The sequence below is a fragment of the Peribacillus sp. FSL R5-0717 genome (assembly GCF_038002945.1).
Taxonomy (GTDB): domain Bacteria; phylum Bacillota; class Bacilli; order Bacillales; family DSM-1321; genus Peribacillus; species Peribacillus frigoritolerans.
Window position 1 is genome coordinate 1,638,348 of the sequence record NZ_JBBOOF010000001.1, and the last position, 19,375, is coordinate 1,657,722.

The following is a 19,375-nucleotide window of genomic DNA, read 5'->3' on the forward strand; positions in this document are numbered from 1 at the left end:
ACAATAATATTGAAAGCGAGATGGATACGTATTGTCTAAACAAGGGATGCAAAACAAGGATCAAACGAGAAAGCAAATCGAGAAACAGGATAAAAGAAACGATGTTGAACTAGGTAATGAATTTCAAATTGGAAACACAAGTTCACAGAGCTCAAAAAAAAGTGGACGTCAAGTAAATAAAAAATAACCCCGATCTTTCGGGGTTATTTTTTCGATTTATAAACTTTTTTAAATGTTACATTTCTATTGGAGAATGACAACAATGTCATTTTTACACTCCAAAAATATAAAACCCTGTCCTAAAATCAGGACAGGGTTAACTTAAAGTTGTTTAAGATGAACACACTTCCTCCAACTTAAAAACATTACAATAAAACTATTTCACATAAAATTACTGCTGCACTATCTGAATAAGGTTGCCGCATGTATCATCGAAGACCGCTATAGTGCTTTCTCCCATTTTTGTCGGCTCCATCGTAAACTTCACGCCGTTTTCCAATAGTCGTTTGTACTCATTATGAATATCTGCAACGCCAAACATTGTTGCTGGGATGCCTTCGGCTACTATCTTCTTTTGATATTCCTTTGCGGCAGGATGCTCATTCGGTTCGAGTAAAAGCTCGGTACCGTCATGATCATCGGGAGAAACAAGCGTAATCCACCTGAATTTCCCCATGGGAACGTCATGCTTTTTTACAAATCCCAGCTTTTCAGAATAAAATTCCAGTGCCTTGTCTTGGTCTTGTACGAATAAACTGGTAACAATGATTTTCATAACCTTTTGCCTCCTTTAATATTTACCACGCTGGTGCTCTGCAAACAATCTGGCTCCAATCCGAAAAACCCACACATTCTTCAGAAGTCCTGTTCCGATTTTATAAAATTACTCTATCCATCCTTTCAACAAGTCTTTAAGTGGTTCGTTGTTGAACATTAGTACTCGATATTTTCCCTTTCGTTTTGATTTTACGAGTCCTGCATCTTCCAATGCAGCTAGATGTTTAGCGATCGCCTGTCGCGAAATGGCAAGGCCGTGCTTTGTAATGAGACGTACCGTAAGTTCATACAACGTCAGCTCGTTGCGTTCAGATAGTTCGTCCAATATCAGCCGCCGAGTCGAATCGCCGAGTGCTTTGAATATAGCGTCTTTATCCCACATACATCGATTATAAGCAACTCCATGGTTGCATGTCAACGAGTATAAGCAACTGTATGGTTGCTTATCAATAGCACCTATTCCTGAACGGGAAAGCCAAAAAAAACATATGTTGATCTATTATTTCCATCATCAGGCTCAATCATGAATAACCCCAACACCCATTCATCTCCAATAATTGCATACAATTTAAGTATTGGTTTTAGTTTTTCATCTTAAACAGCCCCGTTAAGTAACGCACTCCATCAGATTCCTTACGCTCCTGCGGAAAGTGGTGCATTACCTTATCAGATTCCCCCTGCCTAAATTGGTACTAACGGACAGTTCTAATCATATTCTTATTAAAGAAAACAATAAGAAGGGGGCAAAATCAATTGATAAAAGTGAAGGTTGGTTTACGGCCCATTGTAAGTAAGATAAATTTACCTACTGTTTTGAAAACGGCTATACTTCCGGGTGACTCCATTGAAAGATTATTTATTGCTACCCAGGTAGGAGAGATTTTTTACATAGGAAACAGAGAGATAAGGACTTTTTTAGATATTCGCCCGCGAATCCTAAAACTAGGTGCTTCTGGTGGCGGATATGATGAACGGGGATTGCTGGGGCTGGCGTTTCATCCCGAATTTTATTATAACGGTCTGTTTTATCTTCATTATTCAGTGGCCGGAACACAAGGACCAGGTGCTCTTTCTGAATCTTTCAAGCCTAACCCGTGTGATCCCAAAACATTAAACCTAAGGTGGATGAATAGAGAAACTAAATATGACCATATTGATACAATTGAAGAATGGATTTTACAAGCGAATGGTCAACCCAAAAAACGACGGACTTTACTTAACTTAAGAAGACCATTTTTAAATCATAATGGGGTCAATAGTTTAAACTTTTCACCTGAAACAGGAAAACTTGTATTAACAACCGGGGATGGTGGATCAGGCTATGATCCATTTAACTTAAGCCAGGACGATCTGGAAATCGCCGGTAAGATAATTGAAATTGATGTAGATAAGAATATATCCTACAATAATCCACCCATTGTTACTCGTTTTAATGAACTTCCCACAACTATTCAGGAAACGCTCATGGTAATGGCCAAAGGGGTGCGCAATATACCAGGCATTTCATTTCAAAGGTTTTATAATCAGTATATTAAATATGCGGGAAATGTCGGCCAGAATTTGGTCGAGTCGATTTTTTCATTCGTTCAGTATAAACCAATACCGGTTACTGAGCTTGTTCAAGCTCCTTTCATGAATTCTCAGCCTGACAAAGAAGGGTTTATTAACTTGGGCTGGCGAGGCTGGGAAGGTGCTTTTCCTGCATCGATTATCAGAAGGTGCACGGATAATCCGGCATTGGATGAGAAAACCATTGCTTATTACAATGAAGCAGCTGCGCTTTCAGGGAGCCGTCTTCAGCCTTTGACTAGTTATTTTCATGAAGATTCCAGACCCGATAAGTTTGGAGGAACTGCACTTACAGGGGTGCAAGCCTATATGGGGGAAAGAATCCCTGCTTTAACAGGAAGCGTTGTGTTTACCGATCTTGCCCGGAAAGAATCTCAACCTCAGGTAAGAGGGGCTTTAGCTTATACCACCGTAAGACCAAATGGTGAACAAAATGATTTTAGTGTGATACAGACCGATTATGATTTTGGGTCTCAATCAGCTTATTATGTTAATTTGGGAACGAACCTGGATCAAACCAGACTATATTTAGGGGTTTATGGCTCTATGAAGGTGACTGATTTTAACCAAGGTACGATTTTTGAAATCGTTGAACCCTCACTATAAAATTCTACTTAATCATGAATGAATTGAAATTAAAAACGAGTGATGGAGACTCACTAAACTATAATCGTTTTTAATCTTTTATAAATGATCAAAGCAACTTCAACCCAAAACCAGCTATAAATGAAAGCTAATAAAAAGCCAGTTATAAGAATTGAAAAGGAAACAGGCACGGCTGGACCTAAAACCGGAAAGTGAAAAATAAATAGTAGACTCATAATTCCTGACTTTAAAAGAATGGCACCAACAGCAATAACACTTAATCTCTTTCTTAAAAAAGAAAAAGATGCCCCTATGCCAAGTCCCAACAATCCTGTTGTAAAAGGAAATACAATGAGTTCAGTTGGCTGTAGGATGAATAACAACATAATTGTCAAAAGGTAGGTCACCACTCCAAATGGTATTGAAAACATGGAACCTAACAGAATGGGTGAAGTGGCTAGGGGACTTATAAAATATCCGATACCTGGTAAAAAGCCTGGAGCAGCCTGAAGTATGGCAGCAATGCAAGCAAAAATGGACACTAAAATGAGCTTCATCGTTCTATTATGTTTATTGAATAGGATTTGAGATAAACGAACCTCATCAGAAATAGGTTTAAAAAAATACACATTTCCACCTCATTCTAAATGGTTTATACGTTACCCTACATTATATTTGCCATTCATTAGAGGTGGAACAATTATTAATGATCCAACATCCATATCCTTAAATGAAAAAGGATTTTCCTTTGCCTAATAAAAAAACAAGGCCATATTGGCCCTGCCTTTTATTCGACGATCACTTTCCCAACCATTCCTTCCTGGAAATGGTACCGGCATATCAGGTCATATGTACCCGACTGTTTCGGTTGCACGGTAATGGTTTTTTCTTTACCTGCCTGGACCTCTGCGTCAATTCCGAGCTTTTCCACTGTGAAGGTGTGCTCTTTCTTACCTTTGTTTTTCAAAATCAACGTTGTGGCTGTTCCATTCGGAATAGTGATGGCTTCCGGATTAAAGAAATCATCGTTCAACTCGACCTCAATCGATTTCACCGCAGGCTGAGCTACAACACGGGATTCGGCAGATACGCCGAATGATCCTAGAGTTGTCACAACTACAACCGTTGCAAGCGCAACGACCAATCCCGTTACCCACTTTTTCACTGACATTCGCAATCCCTCCTTCCCTTACCCTATCTTTTTCTAATTCATAAAATATTATTACTATTAATTTGGTTACAGTGCGCGTTCAAATAGGTGAAAAGAAAAAGATCGCCACTAATGACGATCTTCTGGAGTCCAATCTTATGATTTTGCATCATAGTCATTTTGACATTTTACCATTATAAATTTAAATAGAAGAAAGATACACTCTCCATTCTTTCCAAGCTTTAAGATAGCCACTTAAGTCATGCGGATGAACTCTAATACAAACGCCTATACGTGTGTTAGATATGCATAAATTTTTGTGGTTTCACTTTTTCATGGCCCCCTTCTAGAGGCGCCCATGAACCTATTATGCTATGCTATTTATAGACTTACAAAGGGGGAATTATGTACATGTCATTTTTTGATAAAATGAAAGCAAGCATCGGAATCGGTGCGGCGAAAGTGGATACAAAATTAGAAAAAGATTCATACAAACAAGGAGAAACGGTAAAAGGGAACGTGTTTGTCCTTGGCGGAAACACCCAACAGGAAATCAATGGGCTGTACATCCATGTAATGACACAGGTTTTGAGGGAACAGGATGACCGTAAGTATTTAGATGATGTTACCCTTTACAAAATAAAGGTTTCGGATGCATTCGTCATTGAAAAAGGCGAAGAAAAGGTGATTCCGTTTTCCTTGCAACTTCCGTACGAAACGCCAATCACGATAGGGGACGTGTCTGTGTGGATGAAGACGGAAATGGATGTGACGTTCGCATTGGACCCTAAAGATAACGATTATATAAACGTATTTGGAAATGAAACAGTCAGTAGCTTCCTAAAAGCAATCGAATCATTAGGGTTTTACCTGAACAAAGTGAAAAATGTACCCTTCAAACGTAGCAAAACGGGTGTCTTTCAGGAATTCGAATACAAGCCAAAGGGCGGTCCATTCCAAAGAAGCCTTGATGAGGTTGAAATCGGATTCGTCGCGGACGCTCAATCCGTAGATTTATTCATCGAAGTGGATAGAAAAGCAAGAGGACTTTCTGGTTTTTTGGAAAGTGCAGCAGGAATGGATGAATCCAAGATCCGAGTGCAATACAAACATTTCCAAAAAGAAAGTGTAGAAACAGCCAAGCAAGAACTAATGGATATACTATCCCGTTATTCTCGATAAATTGGATTTGCTTATCTGCCTTATATAAACCCCATACATCAGTTAAGATCATACCTGTTTCTCTCCAATCTATACCGTATTAATAGACAGTATAGTCAAAAGAATAACTATTATACTAGATTAGTAGAGTTCTCATTAAACAGTAACACCTGTTAGTTCATTAAAGGCTGTCGAGGGTTTCTCAACAGCCTGAGCTAATCACTGTATTAATGATCAGCTTTTTTCAAACCAGAATCTCCAAATAATAAAAGTGAAAGAAATGCTACGAAATAGAATGCGTATGCTACATTCCCTAACCAATGTATCGTTTGTCCCCTGAAGTATTGCAACCAGAGCTTGCAAGATACTTGAGTATGATACCCACTATACAAATAATGAAGAATCTTTTCTTTGTTATTGCCATAAATTCAAACCACTCCTATTCTTTGGCTGGCAATCCAACTAAACATCCGCTATTTTTTTATGATTATAACAATAAATGAACTTTTTCCTTGTTAAACTAATCTGCCCCGATAATTGCATAGCTCTTCGTCAGCTAACGCACCCGTTAGTTCGTTAAAGCTAGTTTTTATTTGTGATTTTTTAATATTTGAACCTCTTCTTCTAGTATCGATTTTTTGTTGAAGTTCTTTCTTAGGTTCTAAAATTCTTCGACCTAATATAACGAGGAAGCCGGTAATAACAATAACTCCCCAGCAGAAGCTATAATCAAAATCAAAGTAATGTCAAACATAAAAACAACTCCTAATTTATTCTCTATATTGCAGGTAAACTACTTAATAAATCTAATCAGGTTAATTCCACCATTAAAACCTACATTCGTGTTCAACTAACCTACCCCGATAGTTGCATAAGAAAAGAAGCTATTTCCAGCTCCATAGAGAAGTAAAGTACCTGTTAGCGAAGAAGCAATATATTTTAATTGTGCAATTCCTCATACAATTTCTTATGATCTTTATCACGTATAATGACTTTATATGGTATTGCTTCAACGGATAATTCCTTCCTTTTTACTTCAACTACCTGTCTTGCATACTCTTCAATTCTTTCAGCTTGCTCTTCAGTCTCCTCTCCTTTGGATAATGAAGTCTTTAAAATGATTTCAAGAGGTTTTGGATGAAAGGAGTAGGCAAAACCATTTGTTTCTTTAAACTTTTTATGTGTTTCTTCCATGACTGCTGTAAAAATAGGCTGCCAATTCTGACCCTTAATTTCGTCTTCACTTTCTCTTTTGACTTCAACTTTAAACTTCTCATGCTTTTTTGCATATATTACATCATGTACATGTTTTTCTATTTGACTCTTCACTTTTTTGTAATGTTGCTCTGTTCCTTCAATCCCCACTTTAACGGTAACCTTTTTGGGGTTCGTAGATACTCCACTAGCTAAAATGGTATAACCCTTTTCTTCTACAACCTCTTGCGTTATTGTAAGTATTTCATCTGTAAGTTTCTCTAATTCTTTATTTTTTTCACTTGGTTCAACATTATCCCGTACTTCTAGTACAACCTCAACTCCATCAATTTTATAAGACTTAGCACATTTTAAAATAATATCTTTAATTTCATCCTCATGTTCTTGTTTAAAAACTTCATCCACTACCCAAACAGTGAATGAAGGAGGCTCGGAGGAAAAAAGCCATGACATTCCAACTTCTAGTTTTCCTTCATACTCCTTATTCTCGTTTAACTTTTTAGATATCTCGTCATATAAAGCATCTAGCTTTCCTCTCCTGTCATCCGTTTCCTTCAAGCTTTGCACAATTTGATTTATGAAAGAGACTTTTGATACAACCTCTGCCATTGCTGGAGAGATAAAAGCTGAGCAAATAAATAAACCCAATAATATGATCAACGCGATTCCAGAGTATGCTAACTTCCTAATCAGACTTATATTTCTGATACGAGTTGATAGGATAGGATTCTTACTTTTCTCTTGGGACTCCAGCTTTTCAATATCAGAAATGATTCGTTTTTTCAGTTCTTGTTTTTGTTTGGTTTTCCACAGTAGATCGGCATTTAACATCTTTAAGGAGATATCTAAATCAGTATCTTCATATTGTTTTTTCATCCAAATACCCCTCCTTTATTAGTTGTTTTTTTAATGCTGGGATAGCTCTAAAAAGAGTTGATTTAACTTTACTCTCAGACCAGCTCAATATCATTGCTGTATCCTCAATCGAAAAACCTTTGATTTTTCTTAAAACGATCACCTTTCGATATGTATCTTTGATTTCCCCTAACGCTTTATATAGTTCAGATGATTCCTCTTTTATTCGAATGATTTCTTCAGGCAATGAGGTATTGTCCTTTTGCAAAAGAAACACTTCTTTAAAGAACCTGCTGGGTTTCCGTTTTCTTAAAAAATCAACCGTTAAGTTGTGAGCGATACTGAAAAGCCATGTTCTTTCACTGGAATGCTGTTTAAATGAATTATGATATAAGTACGCTTTTACAAAGGTATCGTGGGTCAAATCCTCTGCTTGTTGATAATCCTTAACCATCAATAAAATAAAGCTTAAAATGGATTTACTATGTTGGTCATACCAATCTGCAATTTCTAATTTTCTGTACTCCGACAAGTCTCCACCCCTCCTTTTCTTAAATTTTCAATACTTAGACGTACTAACTAAATAAAAGTTGTGTTTTTGCGTAAAAAAAAATCTCTAAAAGTTTAGATTAGAGATCTTTTTGTTTTTATAGAACTGATGTTTATCAGTTGTCTTAGAAATAAGGTGAAAATCATGCTCTAAGCTCATGATGATCAAGGAACTATCCTGCCCCTATGGTTCCATAAGAAAAAGCTGCCTTTAAAGACAGCTCCGATCTTCAGCTAACGCCCCTGTTAGTTCTATAAGAAATACGGTATGTAAAAAATCAAAATAAATAAAGAGATAACAATATTCATATATCCCCAAAATCCTTTTCTGTCTTTTTGAAGTTCGACAAATCCTGACACCAAAATAAGCGCCCCAAGGATAAACATATAATAGGGCATTAACTCAAAGGTTTGAGTTATTAGACTATAACCTGATAGAACAATAACCACTATCGCTAAAATAGTTCTAACCACTTTCAAAAATATATTTCCCCCTAAAAATTAAATTCTTTTCCAATCATACCATTTAACACCTTGTCGTTTGTATAAAAAATGGAAATTACTTCTATCAATATTCTGCTCCGATAGTTCCGTAAGAAAAAGCTGCCTTAAAGACAGCTCCGATCTTCAGCTAACGCACCCCGTTACCTGCAGAATAACATTGTTTAAACTACCTCATTGCACTTCCCAACATAATCATGCCAATAAATCCATATACAACGGTAACTCCCAAACCATACAAAAATAAGTTATCTTTTTTAAATAGTCTGATCAGTTCAAAGAAAGAAATGACAATCCGTATAACCAGCAACAGTCCAAAGATAGATAAAAATGACATCCCGAAAGCCATTGGAATCTCTGTCACTAACCTCATACCATCTGACTCATCATTTGAGATTACTCCAATTCCCATTCCAATATAAATCCACAAAAATGACCTCAATATCAATGTAAAGAATAAAATGTAGTAACGATGAACATTAGGTGCTAAAGAAGAATCCACAGACGTCATCCATTTTATAAAATACTTGATACATAACCTACACGAAATAATAGGATGTAGCCACGCAAATATAAAATCTGTTTCATCGTCCTTAACATAAGAATTCTTTCCAAATGTCATATTAATTGTATTTGATTCGTTTTTCTTGTTTTTTTTCCTTTTCATCTTCAACAACCAATCTATAGTCATAGTATAAATCGATATTCTTCAATCGAAATTATAACATAAACGAGAGTAAAACTTTTTCTGTGTTAAAGAGTCATTTAGGTATAAAACAACATTGCATCAACTTCGTTCACCTTCCTCAGGAATACAAAATATCCAGTTCCAAATTTTTACATTTCATTGTTGTGGAGTTTTTATAGAAAAGGTGCTGCAACAACCATTATGAAATATATTTTCCATTCCTTACTTTAATGAATTGATTTAGTGCAAAATCCAATGCGTTAAATCTTTATAGTCCTCAACAAACAGGGCGCTTTAATTAAATAAAACGAGAGCACACTTGCATAATATGACTCTTCATTTATAAGCTCTTAAAGTCCACCATCTAAACCGTCAATTTTTACCCCACTACTCCAATCACGATCGATTTTTAATTCATTATTTATGGTGGATATGGTTAATTCTCCTTCTTTTTCATAAATTTCAGATGAGTTCTCGTCATAAACTTTAAATGTTGTTGTATATAAGTAATCTATTTTGCCATCACCATTTTTTCTTTGTTCTTCAAGTTTCACATCTTGTACTTCTATACTTTTATTAATTTGTTTGGATACCAATTCTGGAATTTGAAATTTCCGGTTAGCGATTTCAGCATTATATTGTTCTTCTGTTAAATATAATTTAATCTTTTCTGCGATGACGAATTGTTGTACCTGCATTTCATTTATTCTCACCGGAGCTGAATCGTTGGACTCCTGTGTTATTCCACAACTTTCCTGGCTCTCCCTATTTAAATGAGAAAGCGAGTGATGTAATACTACGGAGCAGTGGTGCTCCCGCGACGCAACGAGCCTATCAAAACTACGTGGATGGGTATACAGTAGCAACCAACCCCAGTACAGCCAGTATCGCATTTGCAGTGGGGAAAGCCAAACAGCCGTTGGATCAAATTGCGGTATTATCCATTGGAACAGGTGAAGAGCCGACTCGATTAAGAAGAGATACGAAGGGGTGGGGGATGGTAAGTGCAGATAACATACGTCCCGAAAATATGAAGAACCTTCCCCCAAATTGGGGAGTTCTTTTGGACCGATCTCCCAATGAACCCTTACTGCCATTTCTTCAGATTGTCGCTAGTGGATCCGGTTACTATGAATCCATGGTCAGTTCTCAGCTTCTAGGAAATCGTTTTTTTCGGTTAAATCCACGGATCCCTAATTTCTCCAAAACGGACCCTTCTGTGGTTCCAGCTCTCATTTCAATTGCTAACAAAACAAATTTAAATCCTGCAGTTCAATTTATAGAGAAAAACTGGAATTAATAAAGTTATCCCATAAATCTGATTGAATTTTGGTTTTTATTTCAAGCATTCGCATTTTTTACAATAAAAACAGCCAGAACCTGGCTGTTTTTATTTATTCAGTTCTTCTTCAACTAAACTCTCTACTAATGTAAGGAAAATATGCCAATGTACATTTCTTTAACTGAACAACCTGCCCCTTTAGTGCCATACGAAAAAGGCTGCCTCAGCAACCTTCCTTATTGAAGTAAAGCACCCGTTAGTCTAAGTAGAAATCTTCACAATATTAATTAACATAAATATGATCCATTTTCCTTTAAATTAGAAGTTTTTTGTGTAAATGGGTTTAGTAATTAAAATAATAGGGTATTTATGATTTGGCAGATTTAAAAAAAGGAGATTAAATTATGGATTTGTCACTTGATATATATAAATTAATGAAATTCATCGAAGAAAATAACGAGGATTTTGAAGATTCATTATTAAACGAAGCATCTAATGTGAAAGACAAAATTGAAGAAATATTAATGGTCGGTAATATTGACCTGATAAATAATGCCCGTAAGCTGGTTCGATACATTATTGAGGGTGAAGAACAAGAGCTTCAATCATTTGCTAAACAGGAAGGTATAGCTTGGGCGACACACGAAATACCATTAACTTTCAAATTAGAGTGGGTGCAAGCCATTCGAAGAACTTTGTGGAAGTTCCTACAAGGATATAACGAGGTAACGAATCACGTTATAAATGAAGATTTTTTTTCGGTAGAAAAACAAATAAATAATCAAGTAGACAGGTTTTTAAATGTTTTTTTTATCACATATTCTCAATACAAAGATTCATTGATAATGGCTCAAAGAGAATTGGTCGAAAATCTTTCTGTGCCAATAATCCCAATAACACCCACTATATGTATTTTGCCTTTAATTGGTGCGGTTGATCTTTACCGAACGAATATTCTAGAGGAAAAAGTTTTAATAGAGATTGGAAAATTACGTATTCAAACATTGATTATGGACTTATCTGGAATTATGGAAATGGAGACTGAGGTAATTGATCATTTAATGAGGATTATTGACGGCACTTCATTAATGGGATGTACCACTGTGATTACCGGGTTAAGAGCTGAAGTGGCTAGCAATATGATACGCTTAGGAATGAGATTAAATGAAAAAGCACAAACATTAGGAACTTTACAACAAGCGTTGAATAAATACTTAATATGTTGAATACGGAGAATCTTAGAGGAGGGTCGCTTTGCCGACTCTTTTTACTTATTCAATATATTCTGACCAAATGTCTAAATATTTTTCCTGCCTAGCAGTTACACCTTGTATAAAAAATTTAGTGAGGCATTTAATTCAACACCAATCAATTCGTTTTCTTCTTCAACTAACCTGTCCTATAGTTCCATAAGAAAAAGCTGCCTTAAAGACAGCTCCGATCTTCAGCTAATCCACCCATTAGTTTAAGTACAGTTCTTCATATACTAACTTGTGAATAAGAAAAAGAGGTGTCCCTGCTGCCTTCGTTGTTCAATTCAAGTCCCCCTAAAGTTTAAATGTGACTATTCACAAATATCCATGTTCATTCATGCCCTATTTACTTATAACAATCGATAATTTATAGTTTGCATACTTGTTTAACTCTAATAAAAATTGATTTAACGCTTCATTACTTGGAAACCTGCACTCCAAAAGATAACAGCTATCTCCACTGATTTTATAATTATTGATGACATACCCCTCCTTTGTTTGGATAAATGAGAGATAAGGTTGATGATGTGTACCTTCTATATAGATATTGATAAAGGCATACGTAAAGCACCCTAATTTCGCTTGATTCACTTTAATGCTATAACCCTCAATAACCCCATTGTCCTCTAATTTCTCCACTCTAGCTGCGGCTGCCGGTCCTGTTAAGTGAACTCTCTCCCCTAATTCTTTCATCGTAATCCGGCTATTGCTACATAACTCCTCTATAATTCGCTTATCTGTTTGATCCATCTGAACGTCAACTCCTTTCAAAAATAAAGTCAAACGCCTAAAACACTTTAATTTATCTGTGTATTTGAATACTGCTCATATTATACACTTAACACTGTTAAGGAACACATGAAAAGAAAGGGAGTTGTAAAGATGAAGATTACACAAATTCGAAATGCAACGATAGTTGTAGAATATTCAAATAAAAAGTTTTTAATTGATCCTATGTTAGCAGAGAAAGGTACGTACCCGTCTTTCCCTGGTACGATTAGGCAAGATCAAAACAATCCTTCAGTGAGTTTACCAACCTCTGCTGACGATATTATTAGTGGCGTTGATGCAGTCATTGTGACTCATTTACATTTAGACCATTTTGACGAAGCAGCGCAAAGACTATTACGAAAAGATATTAAAATGTTCGTTCAAAATGAAGAAGATGCAAAGGAAGTCCAAAATACCGGGTTCCACAATGTAGAGGTATTAACAAAGGACACTGTCTTTGAAGGCATCCAATTAGTTAAAACAAGAGGCGAGCATGGAAGAGGAGAAGAACTATTAAAGCGTATGGGGGAAGTATGTGGCGTTGTCTTTAAACATCCAAGTGAAAAAACATTGTACGTAGCTGGTGATACAGTCTGGTATGAAGGTGTACAGGAAGAATTGGATACCCATAAACCAGATATTATTGTTGTCAATGGCGGAGATAATCAATTGATAGAATATGGTTCTCTCATTATGGGAAAAGAAGACATCTATGAAGTACACAAGGCGGCTCCTAATGCTAAGGTTATTTCTGTTCATATGGAAGCTGTTAACCATTGGACACTATATAGAGAAGAATTAAAAAACTTTAGTAAAGAAAAAGGATTCTCAAGTAATATGTTAGTACCAGAAGATGGTGAATCCTACAAATTTTAATATGAACACCGACAAATAGTGTCACGTTCCCATTTAAAAATAAGAAATAAAAGAAGCTCATAATTATCGAAATTTAATTATGAGCTTCTTCTAATGACGATATGAAATGTTCCAAGGATGACATCCAAACATGAAAAGCTACAAGGATATTTCGTTAGGAGGTAAAGTTCATGACAATGTCAGCAAAAGATACAAATGCCTCAACACCCCAGCCTATATGGATGCAAGAATATATTGATTCACCAGAAAGACAAATACACCTTTTTAAAAAAACATTAAGAATTTTGATTCTTTCACAAATCTTTGGGGGAGCAGGACTTGGAGCCGGTATAACAGTAGGAGCACTTCTTGCACAAGACATGCTAGGGACTGAAAATGCAGCAGGAATTCCAACTGCCCTATTTACTTTAGGTTCTGCAGGAGCTGCCCTGCTTATTGGCCGGTCTTCACAACGTTTTGGCCGCAGAGCAGGACTTGCAGGTGGTTTCCTTGCAGGTGGGTTAGGTGCCATTGGTGTTATAATTGCAGCTTTAACCAACAGCATCCCACTTTTATTTATTTCTCTTTTTATTTATGGAGCTGGTACAGCGTCTAATCTACAAGCGCGATATGCAGGGACAGACCTTGCAACAGATAAACAAAGGGCAACTGCTGCAAGCATGGCCATGGTTTCCACTACCTTGGGTGCCGTTGTTGGTCCTAACTTGGTCAATAGAATGGGGGAATTTGCTGATTCAATTGGTGTTCCAACCTTGGCTGGCCCCTTTATCTTGTCAGCAGCTGCTTTTATTATTGCCGGATTATTTATCTTAATTTTACTTCGTCCAGACCCTTTGGTTGTGTCTACAGCTATTGCGAATGCTAAGAAAAAAAGCGATAGCGTACAGACAGGAACAAACTTAAAGAATGCTACCATAAACAAAAAGGGTGTTGTTGTAGGGGCTTTAATTATGATTTTGACTCAATTTGTCATGGCAGCCATTATGACAATGACACCAATTCATATGGGACATCATGGTCATGGGTTGGGAGAAGTAGGATTAGTTATAGGTTTCCATATAGCAGCTATGTATCTTCCTTCACCATTGACAGGTATACTGGTAGATAAGCTTGGCCGTATTACTATGGCTGTTGCTTCTGGTGCTACACTCCTAACCTCTGGATTGGTGGCAGCTTTTGCACCCGTAGGTTCAATGCCACTGCTTACCCTGGCGTTAGTACTGCTAGGTTTGGGCTGGAACTTTGGTTTAATAAGCGGGACTGCTCTCATTATAGATTCAACACACCCATCTGTACGTGCAAAAACACAAGGATCAGTTGATGTACTATTTGCACTGTCAGGAGCAGCTGGTGGTGGGTTATCAGGAATGGTAGTCGCTCATTCTAGTTTTGCAGCATTATCACTCTCTGGAGCCATTCTGTCACTAGTGCTTATTCCTGTAGTTGTTTGGTCTCGGAAAAGTCCAAGCAAAGAGCTATGATAGTTAGGCTAATGTAGATATAAAATATTAACAAGGCAGCTTTCAGCAAGAAACTGAAAGCTGCCTTTATTCATATAGGAAGGTAACTTATAAAAAACAAAACATCTTATAGATGGAAAAAATCTTTATATTAATTTATAAGGGTTTACAGAATGTTTACTTTAACCTAACTCAAGTTACGTAAAGTAATATGCCTAACTTTAATGTCTTGTTACGCAACAAAAAAACTACTGTACTTTACAGGAGGCAGTAGTTTTTTCTATGTTTATACAGCATTTTATACATCCTTGATCCCTTTATCTTTTACTCAAAAAAAGGCTGCCGCAGCAACCTTCCTTTTTAAAGCACAATGTGATCACTTCATTTTTCCAATGCCATATTAACGGATTCGATGGCATGTATGACAGCTGTATCGAATAATGGCACTTTGGAATCCTCTGGTTTTACTAGTAATCCAATTTCTGTGCAGCCTAGTATTATTCCTTCCGCTCCATCATCAACTAACCCCTTGATAACCTTTTTGTAATAATCCCTTGATGATTGTTGAATTTCACCTAAACATAATTCTTCATAAATCACTTTATTGATGACTTTTCTATCCTCTTCGCTTGGTATCAGGACCTTGATACCATTAGTCTCAATTCGTGTTTTATAAAAGTCTTGCTCCATCGTATATTTAGTGCCAAGTAAACCAACCGTACTGATTTTGGACTTTTGAATTTGTTTTGCCGTTGAATCAGCAATGTGCAAAATCGGTAAACTTACTTTTTCTTCAATATATCCAATCACTTTATGCATCGTATTTGTACAAATTAGAATCATTTCGGCACCTGCCTTTTCCAAAGACAGAGCTGCATCGCCTAATAATTTGCCGGAGCTTTCCCAATTCCCTTCAGCTTGGCAGCGTTCGATTTCCTCAAAGTCCACGCTATATAAAATGCACTTGGCTGAATGCAATCCTCCTAATTTGGCTTTTACCTCTTCATTGATGATTCGATAATATTCCAACGATGACTCCCAGCTCATGCCGCCAATAAGGCCAATAGTTTTCATGAACATTCCCCTTTTCATTTGAAGATGGCTTACTTATCAGTCGAAAAACTCCATATGGGCTTTTTCTTGTTTGTAGTAATCTATTCTATTTTGTAAAGTCCCTGTATGAAACTCAAACTTATGACCATCTGGATCAGTGAAATAAATGGACTTCTTATCTTTTTCATCTCTTGGACGTCCTGACAGGATGTTTACATTCAATCCGATCATTTTCTCGTACATGTTCATGAAGTCGGCTTCTTCTATGGAAAAGGCGATATGTGTGTATGATTGGCTTATTTCATTACGGGGAATATCTTTTTCTTCATTCAGGGCAATCCACATTCCATTCAAATCAAAATAGGCTGTGGTTCGGCCCTTAACTAATAATTTCGCATCAAAAACCTTTTGATAAAAATCTATGGAACTGTCTAAATCAGAAACTGAAAATAAAAAGTGATTCAAACCTTTTATAGACACATTACCACCTCATATTAAGATTTCCTTTTATTCGCCATTAAACGCTTATAGAGAGGATACCCGAACATGTAATACCCGGAAAACGAGAGCAGGATTAAGGATAAACCCGTCATTGTGAGGATACTGTATCTATACCAATCACCAAAGAAGGTTCCATCATGCAATGTAATGAGGAAAGTCGAGTAATCTGGATTTTTGGATAACACTTTTCCCGTACTCACATCCATTTGAACACCTTGACCGTTATTAAAGCGAACCTGGTACACATTTGCACTTGGCCTATATTCGATTCTAAAGATATCTTCAACCGAATCTGCACCTGGTAGACCCTGCGACACTGCAATGGACACGACCTTCTCCATGGGTATCGCTTGATCTGGACTTGCCTCTTTCCCCGTCCTTAACTCATCAGCCACTCCGAGTGGAATCATATAAACAAGCACGAGGCCCGTGACTGCAATGAACATGAAAAAAATGGATAAAACCAATCCAGTCCATTTATGTACTTTTCGGCTTAATTGATACAACTTTACAGATTTCGACAATTCCATCACGTCCCTTGACTATTTTTCAAAAAAATTTTCTTCATGACCACCCTATCTTCGTTTACAACATAATCATTCTTCAGATAAAATGCTTCTGCAAGCCCGTCATTGGCCGTTAATAGATATAGACTTTTAATCTCTCTATTCTGCAGTTCAGCTTCTAAAGCTCGAAGCATTTTTGAGCCATGCCCTTTGCCTTGCATTTGATTATTCACACAAAGTTCTGCCAAATAATACGTTAAACCTTGATCAGACACTTTACTATTTCCAGCAATGAAACCAACTGGTTTATGATCAATATGAAATAAAAACCCAAGAAATTTAGGTGTGTGCAATAAGTCGGAAAGTCTCTCTTTAGCCGTTTCATAGGTCCATCTTTCATTCCATGGTTCACGATTAAAAACGTTCATGTAGAGTTCGATGCATAGCTCCAAATTCTCCGATGTCAGTGGTATCATTTCTGTCATATTCATGCTTCCTTTCTATTTTCATAAAAATTTAGTATATTAATCCAAATTATATCTTATCCTTGTTGAACTATCCTGTCCCTATAGGACCATAAAAGAAGAGCTGCCTAAGAAGAAGAAATGAAGGGGGCATACAATGAGCAGATTAGATAATTATGAGGTTCTAAAGAGAAATATGCTATTCCAGGCAGCATTAGCAATGAATAAAACCCGCTTTAGCTGACAGTCCAGTCCTGCCTTAGTGGATTCTTTAAGAAAAAGGTCGACCGGATTTTTACTGGTCGACCTTAGTTCATTGATAACTGTTTCACGAATAAAACTCTATCTTGATTATGTCCGTCATAGTCAGAGTGGACTGAAACACCATCAATGAATGTATCTCCCTCTTCCATTTCAAATCCCATCTTGGTATGATAGGCGATTGAAGATTTGTTGACCGGAGACGTTACACAACGGACAACATTGCGGCCATTTTGATAAACGGCATCGAAAAATTGATTATATAACTGTCTGCCGATATCATTTTTTCTGTATTCAGGATGCACTCCGACAAAGTGAATATATGCCTCATCAGGCTGAGATTGAGATAGAATCCCTATTAGGAAACCGACTATGCTCCCTTCCTTTTCGGCTATGAAACTTGTATTTGTAAAATGATCAAAGAATAATTTCGGTAGCATATCAGACATTTGCCTTCCTCCCCACCATTCATTGATTAGCGGCGATATGGCATAGTAATCTGACCCTTTCACTGAACGAATTTCCATCCTTCTCCCCCTTAATCATTAAGGCCATTTTCATGAATTCATTCAATAATTAACATACCCCGTTAGTTCATTAACTTTTCATACGATAAAATTACAATTCCACATATTACTGAAACTTCGCCAAATACCTTGATAGTCCTTAATCATATTATATTTTAATGATTTAATTAGACTTCTCTTAAATTCCCTTTAAAAAATGTGCGTAACTTTTAATTTTATAATGGATAAAGTATCATTGATTTTACAACAAAAGACTAAATATTCTTACATTTCATTCTATTCCCTGAGATCCTTAACAGGTATAGGCAATGAGAAATTCCCCATAAAAATAAATAGGAGGGACTAAAGTGAAAGCACAAATCATTCAATCTTTTGGCGATCCATCCGTATTTCAGCTTGAAGAGGTTTCAAAACCCGAATTAAAACCTGGACATGTTCTTATTCAAGTCAAGGCTTCAAGTGTAAATCCTATTGATACGAAAGTCCGTGCTGGTGCAGTTCCAGCCGTTGCCCCCGAGTTTCCAGCCGTTTTACATGGTGATGTCGCAGGTTTGGTATCTGCAGTGGGAGAAAGAGTGACTGAGTTTAAAGTTGGCGATGAAGTGTTTGGATGTGCTGGTGGTTTTAAAGGGACTGGCGGTGCACTTGCAGAGTTCATGCTTGCAGATGCTGATTTACTTGCTCACAAGCCGAAGAATTTAACGATGGAAGAAGCCGCTGCTTTACCACTGGTTGCCATTACCGCTTGGGAAGCATTATTCAATCGGGCACATCTAGTCCCTGGTCAGGATATACTGATCCATGCAGCAACCGGCGGTGTAGGCCACATTGCCATTCAACTGGCCAAATGGCAAGGCGCGACAGTCTATACAACTGCCTCTTCGCAAGAGAAGCTGGAGATTGGCACGCGCCTTGGGGCAGATGTAACGATCAATTATCGAGAAGAAAGCGTTCACGACTATGTACAAAAGTATACAGACGGAAAAGGATTTGACGTTGTGTTTGACACGGTAGGGGGAGAAAACCTTGATCGCTCTTTTGAGGCGGCTGCGGTACATGGAACGGTGGCAGCCATTGCTGCCCGTTCGACTCATGACCTCTCCCCAGTGCATTCAAAGGGACTTTCCCTCCATGTTACCTTTATGTTGTTGAAGATATTAAATAAGGACATGCATAAGCAATATGGAGAGATTTTGAAGAAGGTTGCCAAGGTGGTTGAAGAAGGTAAGCTGCGCCCGCTTGTGGATCCAAACATGTTTACGTTTGATGAAGTCTCAAAAGCTCATGAGTACTTGGAGTCAGGCAAGGCGATAGGAAAAATTGTTTTGAAAAATGATTGGTAATGAATAGGCACTTTAACAACTTTATGTT

Annotated in this window: 21 protein-coding genes and 1 pseudogene; 7 read left to right on the plus strand and 15 right to left on the minus strand. The window is 37.1% G+C overall.

All coding sequences use genetic code 11. The features are described from left to right. Positions 1-391: 391 nt before the first annotated feature. Both NYE65_RS07950 and NYE65_RS07955 read right to left on the minus strand, forming a co-directional pair. Positions 392-775 carry a VOC family protein gene (locus tag NYE65_RS07950; RefSeq protein ID WP_264639484.1) on the minus strand — a complete coding sequence of 128 codons (384 nt, stop codon included), beginning with the start codon at positions 773-775 and terminating at the stop codon, positions 392-394. A gap of 108 nt (positions 776-883) precedes the next feature. Beyond that, positions 884-1,159: an ArsR/SmtB family transcription factor gene (locus NYE65_RS07955; protein ID WP_340862105.1), complete on the minus strand. Its 276-nt coding sequence runs from the start codon at positions 1,157-1,159 to the stop codon at positions 884-886. Positions 1,160-1,530: 371 nt separating this feature from the next. Here NYE65_RS07955 and NYE65_RS07960 point away from each other — a divergent pair, with 371 nt between their 5' ends. Next, positions 1,531-2,952: a PQQ-dependent sugar dehydrogenase gene (locus tag NYE65_RS07960; protein ID WP_340860376.1), complete on the plus strand. Its 1,422-nt coding sequence runs from the start codon at positions 1,531-1,533 to the stop codon at positions 2,950-2,952. A gap of 53 nt (positions 2,953-3,005) precedes the next feature. Here NYE65_RS07960 and NYE65_RS07965 read toward each other — a convergent pair whose 3' ends face one another. Both NYE65_RS07965 and NYE65_RS07970 read right to left on the minus strand, forming a co-directional pair. Further along, a complete protein-coding gene (locus tag NYE65_RS07965) occupies positions 3,006-3,560 on the minus strand; it encodes a hypothetical protein (RefSeq protein WP_340860377.1) in 555 nt (184 codons plus the stop codon). Between the two features lie 158 nt (positions 3,561-3,718). Beyond that, entirely contained in the window at positions 3,719-4,102 is a 384-nt protein-coding gene (locus tag NYE65_RS07970; protein ID WP_340860378.1) for a cupredoxin domain-containing protein, read from the minus strand. Positions 4,103-4,492: 390 nt separating this feature from the next. Between NYE65_RS07970 and NYE65_RS07975 the strand changes: the two genes are divergently transcribed. Continuing rightward, positions 4,493-5,263, plus strand: a complete 771-nt coding sequence (locus NYE65_RS07975) for a sporulation protein (RefSeq protein ID WP_191929426.1) — start codon at positions 4,493-4,495, stop codon at positions 5,261-5,263. A 918-nt stretch (positions 5,264-6,181) separates the two neighbouring features. Here the strand turns inward: NYE65_RS07975 and NYE65_RS07980 are convergent. From NYE65_RS07980 to NYE65_RS08000, 5 genes are all read right to left on the minus strand, one after another. Then, a complete protein-coding gene (locus NYE65_RS07980; protein WP_340860379.1) occupies positions 6,182-7,333 on the minus strand; it encodes a DUF4179 domain-containing protein in 1,152 nt (383 codons plus the stop codon). Beyond that, positions 7,317-7,844 carry an RNA polymerase sigma factor gene (locus NYE65_RS07985; RefSeq protein ID WP_340860380.1) on the minus strand — a complete coding sequence of 176 codons (528 nt, stop codon included), beginning with the start codon at positions 7,842-7,844 and terminating at the stop codon, positions 7,317-7,319. Before NYE65_RS07985 ends, NYE65_RS07980 begins: the two co-directional genes overlap by 17 nt. A gap of 269 nt (positions 7,845-8,113) precedes the next feature. Then, the gene (locus NYE65_RS07990; protein ID WP_340862106.1) at positions 8,114-8,335 is read right to left on the minus strand and encodes a DUF3953 domain-containing protein; all 222 of its coding nucleotides are present in this window, start codon (positions 8,333-8,335) and stop codon (positions 8,114-8,116) included. Positions 8,336-8,531: 196 nt separating this feature from the next. Beyond that, positions 8,532-8,864: a hypothetical protein gene (locus NYE65_RS07995; protein WP_340860382.1), complete on the minus strand. Its 333-nt coding sequence runs from the start codon at positions 8,862-8,864 to the stop codon at positions 8,532-8,534. Positions 8,865-9,400: 536 nt separating this feature from the next. Further along, positions 9,401-9,748, minus strand: a complete 348-nt coding sequence (locus NYE65_RS08000; RefSeq protein WP_340862190.1) for a hypothetical protein — start codon at positions 9,746-9,748, stop codon at positions 9,401-9,403. Between NYE65_RS08000 and NYE65_RS08005 the strand changes: the two are divergent. Both NYE65_RS08005 and NYE65_RS08010 read left to right on the plus strand, forming a co-directional pair. Next, a pseudogene (locus NYE65_RS08005) lies at positions 9,730-10,350 on the plus strand (protein teg); the annotation flags it as partial. The gene NYE65_RS08000 and the pseudogene NYE65_RS08005 sit on opposite strands and share 19 nt — an antisense overlap. A 386-nt stretch (positions 10,351-10,736) precedes the next feature. Then, positions 10,737-11,558 (plus strand): STAS domain-containing protein, encoded by an 822-nt coding sequence (locus tag NYE65_RS08010; RefSeq protein WP_034304417.1) that lies wholly within the window; start codon positions 10,737-10,739, stop codon positions 11,556-11,558. Between the two features lie 369 nt (positions 11,559-11,927). Here NYE65_RS08010 and NYE65_RS08015 read toward each other — a convergent pair whose 3' ends face one another. Beyond that, positions 11,928-12,335: an Lrp/AsnC family transcriptional regulator gene (locus NYE65_RS08015; protein WP_034304420.1), complete on the minus strand. Its 408-nt coding sequence runs from the start codon at positions 12,333-12,335 to the stop codon at positions 11,928-11,930. A gap of 132 nt (positions 12,336-12,467) precedes the next feature. On the opposite strand from NYE65_RS08015, the gene NYE65_RS08020 reads away from it, so the two are divergent. Next, positions 12,468-13,232, plus strand: a complete 765-nt coding sequence (locus tag NYE65_RS08020; RefSeq protein ID WP_340860385.1) for an MBL fold metallo-hydrolase — start codon at positions 12,468-12,470, stop codon at positions 13,230-13,232. Positions 13,233-13,402: 170 nt separating this feature from the next. Further along, a complete protein-coding gene (locus NYE65_RS08025) occupies positions 13,403-14,713 on the plus strand; it encodes an MFS transporter (protein WP_340860387.1) in 1,311 nt (436 codons plus the stop codon). Positions 14,714-15,073: 360 nt separating this feature from the next. Here the strand turns inward: NYE65_RS08025 and NYE65_RS08030 are convergent, their stop codons facing one another. From NYE65_RS08030 to NYE65_RS08050, 5 genes are all read right to left on the minus strand, one after another. Continuing rightward, positions 15,074-15,766 carry an aspartate/glutamate racemase family protein gene (locus NYE65_RS08030; RefSeq protein ID WP_340860389.1) on the minus strand — a complete coding sequence of 231 codons (693 nt, stop codon included), beginning with the start codon at positions 15,764-15,766 and terminating at the stop codon, positions 15,074-15,076. Positions 15,767-15,802: 36 nt separating this feature from the next. Then, on the minus strand, positions 15,803-16,225 hold the full coding sequence (gene fosM, locus NYE65_RS08035; RefSeq protein ID WP_340860391.1) for a FosM family fosfomycin resistance protein: 423 nt from the start codon (positions 16,223-16,225) through the stop codon (positions 15,803-15,805). Between the two features lie 14 nt (positions 16,226-16,239). Continuing rightward, positions 16,240-16,770 (minus strand): PepSY-associated TM helix domain-containing protein, encoded by a 531-nt coding sequence (locus NYE65_RS08040; RefSeq protein ID WP_340860392.1) that lies wholly within the window; start codon positions 16,768-16,770, stop codon positions 16,240-16,242. 5 nt (positions 16,771-16,775) lie between these two features. Continuing rightward, positions 16,776-17,237 (minus strand): GNAT family N-acetyltransferase, encoded by a 462-nt coding sequence (locus NYE65_RS08045; RefSeq protein WP_340860394.1) that lies wholly within the window; start codon positions 17,235-17,237, stop codon positions 16,776-16,778. Between the two features lie 287 nt (positions 17,238-17,524). Continuing rightward, positions 17,525-18,004, minus strand: a complete 480-nt coding sequence (locus NYE65_RS08050) for a GNAT family N-acetyltransferase (RefSeq protein WP_340860395.1) — start codon at positions 18,002-18,004, stop codon at positions 17,525-17,527. Between the two features lie 347 nt (positions 18,005-18,351). On the opposite strand from NYE65_RS08050, the gene NYE65_RS08055 reads away from it, so the two are divergent. Beyond that, positions 18,352-19,347: a zinc-dependent alcohol dehydrogenase family protein gene (locus tag NYE65_RS08055; RefSeq protein ID WP_340860397.1), complete on the plus strand. Its 996-nt coding sequence runs from the start codon at positions 18,352-18,354 to the stop codon at positions 19,345-19,347. Positions 19,348-19,375: the final 28 nt, after the last annotated feature.

Bases quoted from the DNA above. Each gene is read 5' to 3' on its own strand.
- NYE65_RS07950 (WP_264639484.1), bottom strand. From the start codon at position 775: ATGAAAATCATTGTTACCAGTTTATTCGTACAAGACCAAGACAAGGCA.
- NYE65_RS07955 (WP_340862105.1), bottom strand. From the start codon at position 1,159: ATGTGGGATAAAGACGCTATATTCAAAGCACTCGGCGATTCGACTCGG.
- NYE65_RS07970 (WP_340860378.1), bottom strand. From the start codon at position 4,102: ATGTCAGTGAAAAAGTGGGTAACGGGATTGGTCGTTGCGCTTGCAACG.
- NYE65_RS07975 (WP_191929426.1), top strand. From the start codon at position 4,493: ATGTCATTTTTTGATAAAATGAAAGCAAGCATCGGAATCGGTGCGGCG.
- NYE65_RS07980 (WP_340860379.1), bottom strand. From the start codon at position 7,333: ATGAAAAAACAATATGAAGATACTGATTTAGATATCTCCTTAAAGATG.
- NYE65_RS08000 (WP_340862190.1), bottom strand. From the start codon at position 9,748: ATGCAGGTACAACAATTCGTCATCGCAGAAAAGATTAAATTATATTTA.
- NYE65_RS08010 (WP_034304417.1), top strand. From the start codon at position 10,737: ATGGATTTGTCACTTGATATATATAAATTAATGAAATTCATCGAAGAA.
- NYE65_RS08015 (WP_034304420.1), bottom strand. From the start codon at position 12,335: ATGGATCAAACAGATAAGCGAATTATAGAGGAGTTATGTAGCAATAGC.
- NYE65_RS08020 (WP_340860385.1), top strand. From the start codon at position 12,468: ATGAAGATTACACAAATTCGAAATGCAACGATAGTTGTAGAATATTCA.
- NYE65_RS08025 (WP_340860387.1), top strand. From the start codon at position 13,403: ATGACAATGTCAGCAAAAGATACAAATGCCTCAACACCCCAGCCTATA.
- NYE65_RS08030 (WP_340860389.1), bottom strand. From the start codon at position 15,766: ATGAAAACTATTGGCCTTATTGGCGGCATGAGCTGGGAGTCATCGTTG.
- NYE65_RS08045 (WP_340860394.1), bottom strand. From the start codon at position 17,237: ATGACAGAAATGATACCACTGACATCGGAGAATTTGGAGCTATGCATC.
- NYE65_RS08050 (WP_340860395.1), bottom strand. From the start codon at position 18,004: ATGGAAATTCGTTCAGTGAAAGGGTCAGATTACTATGCCATATCGCCG.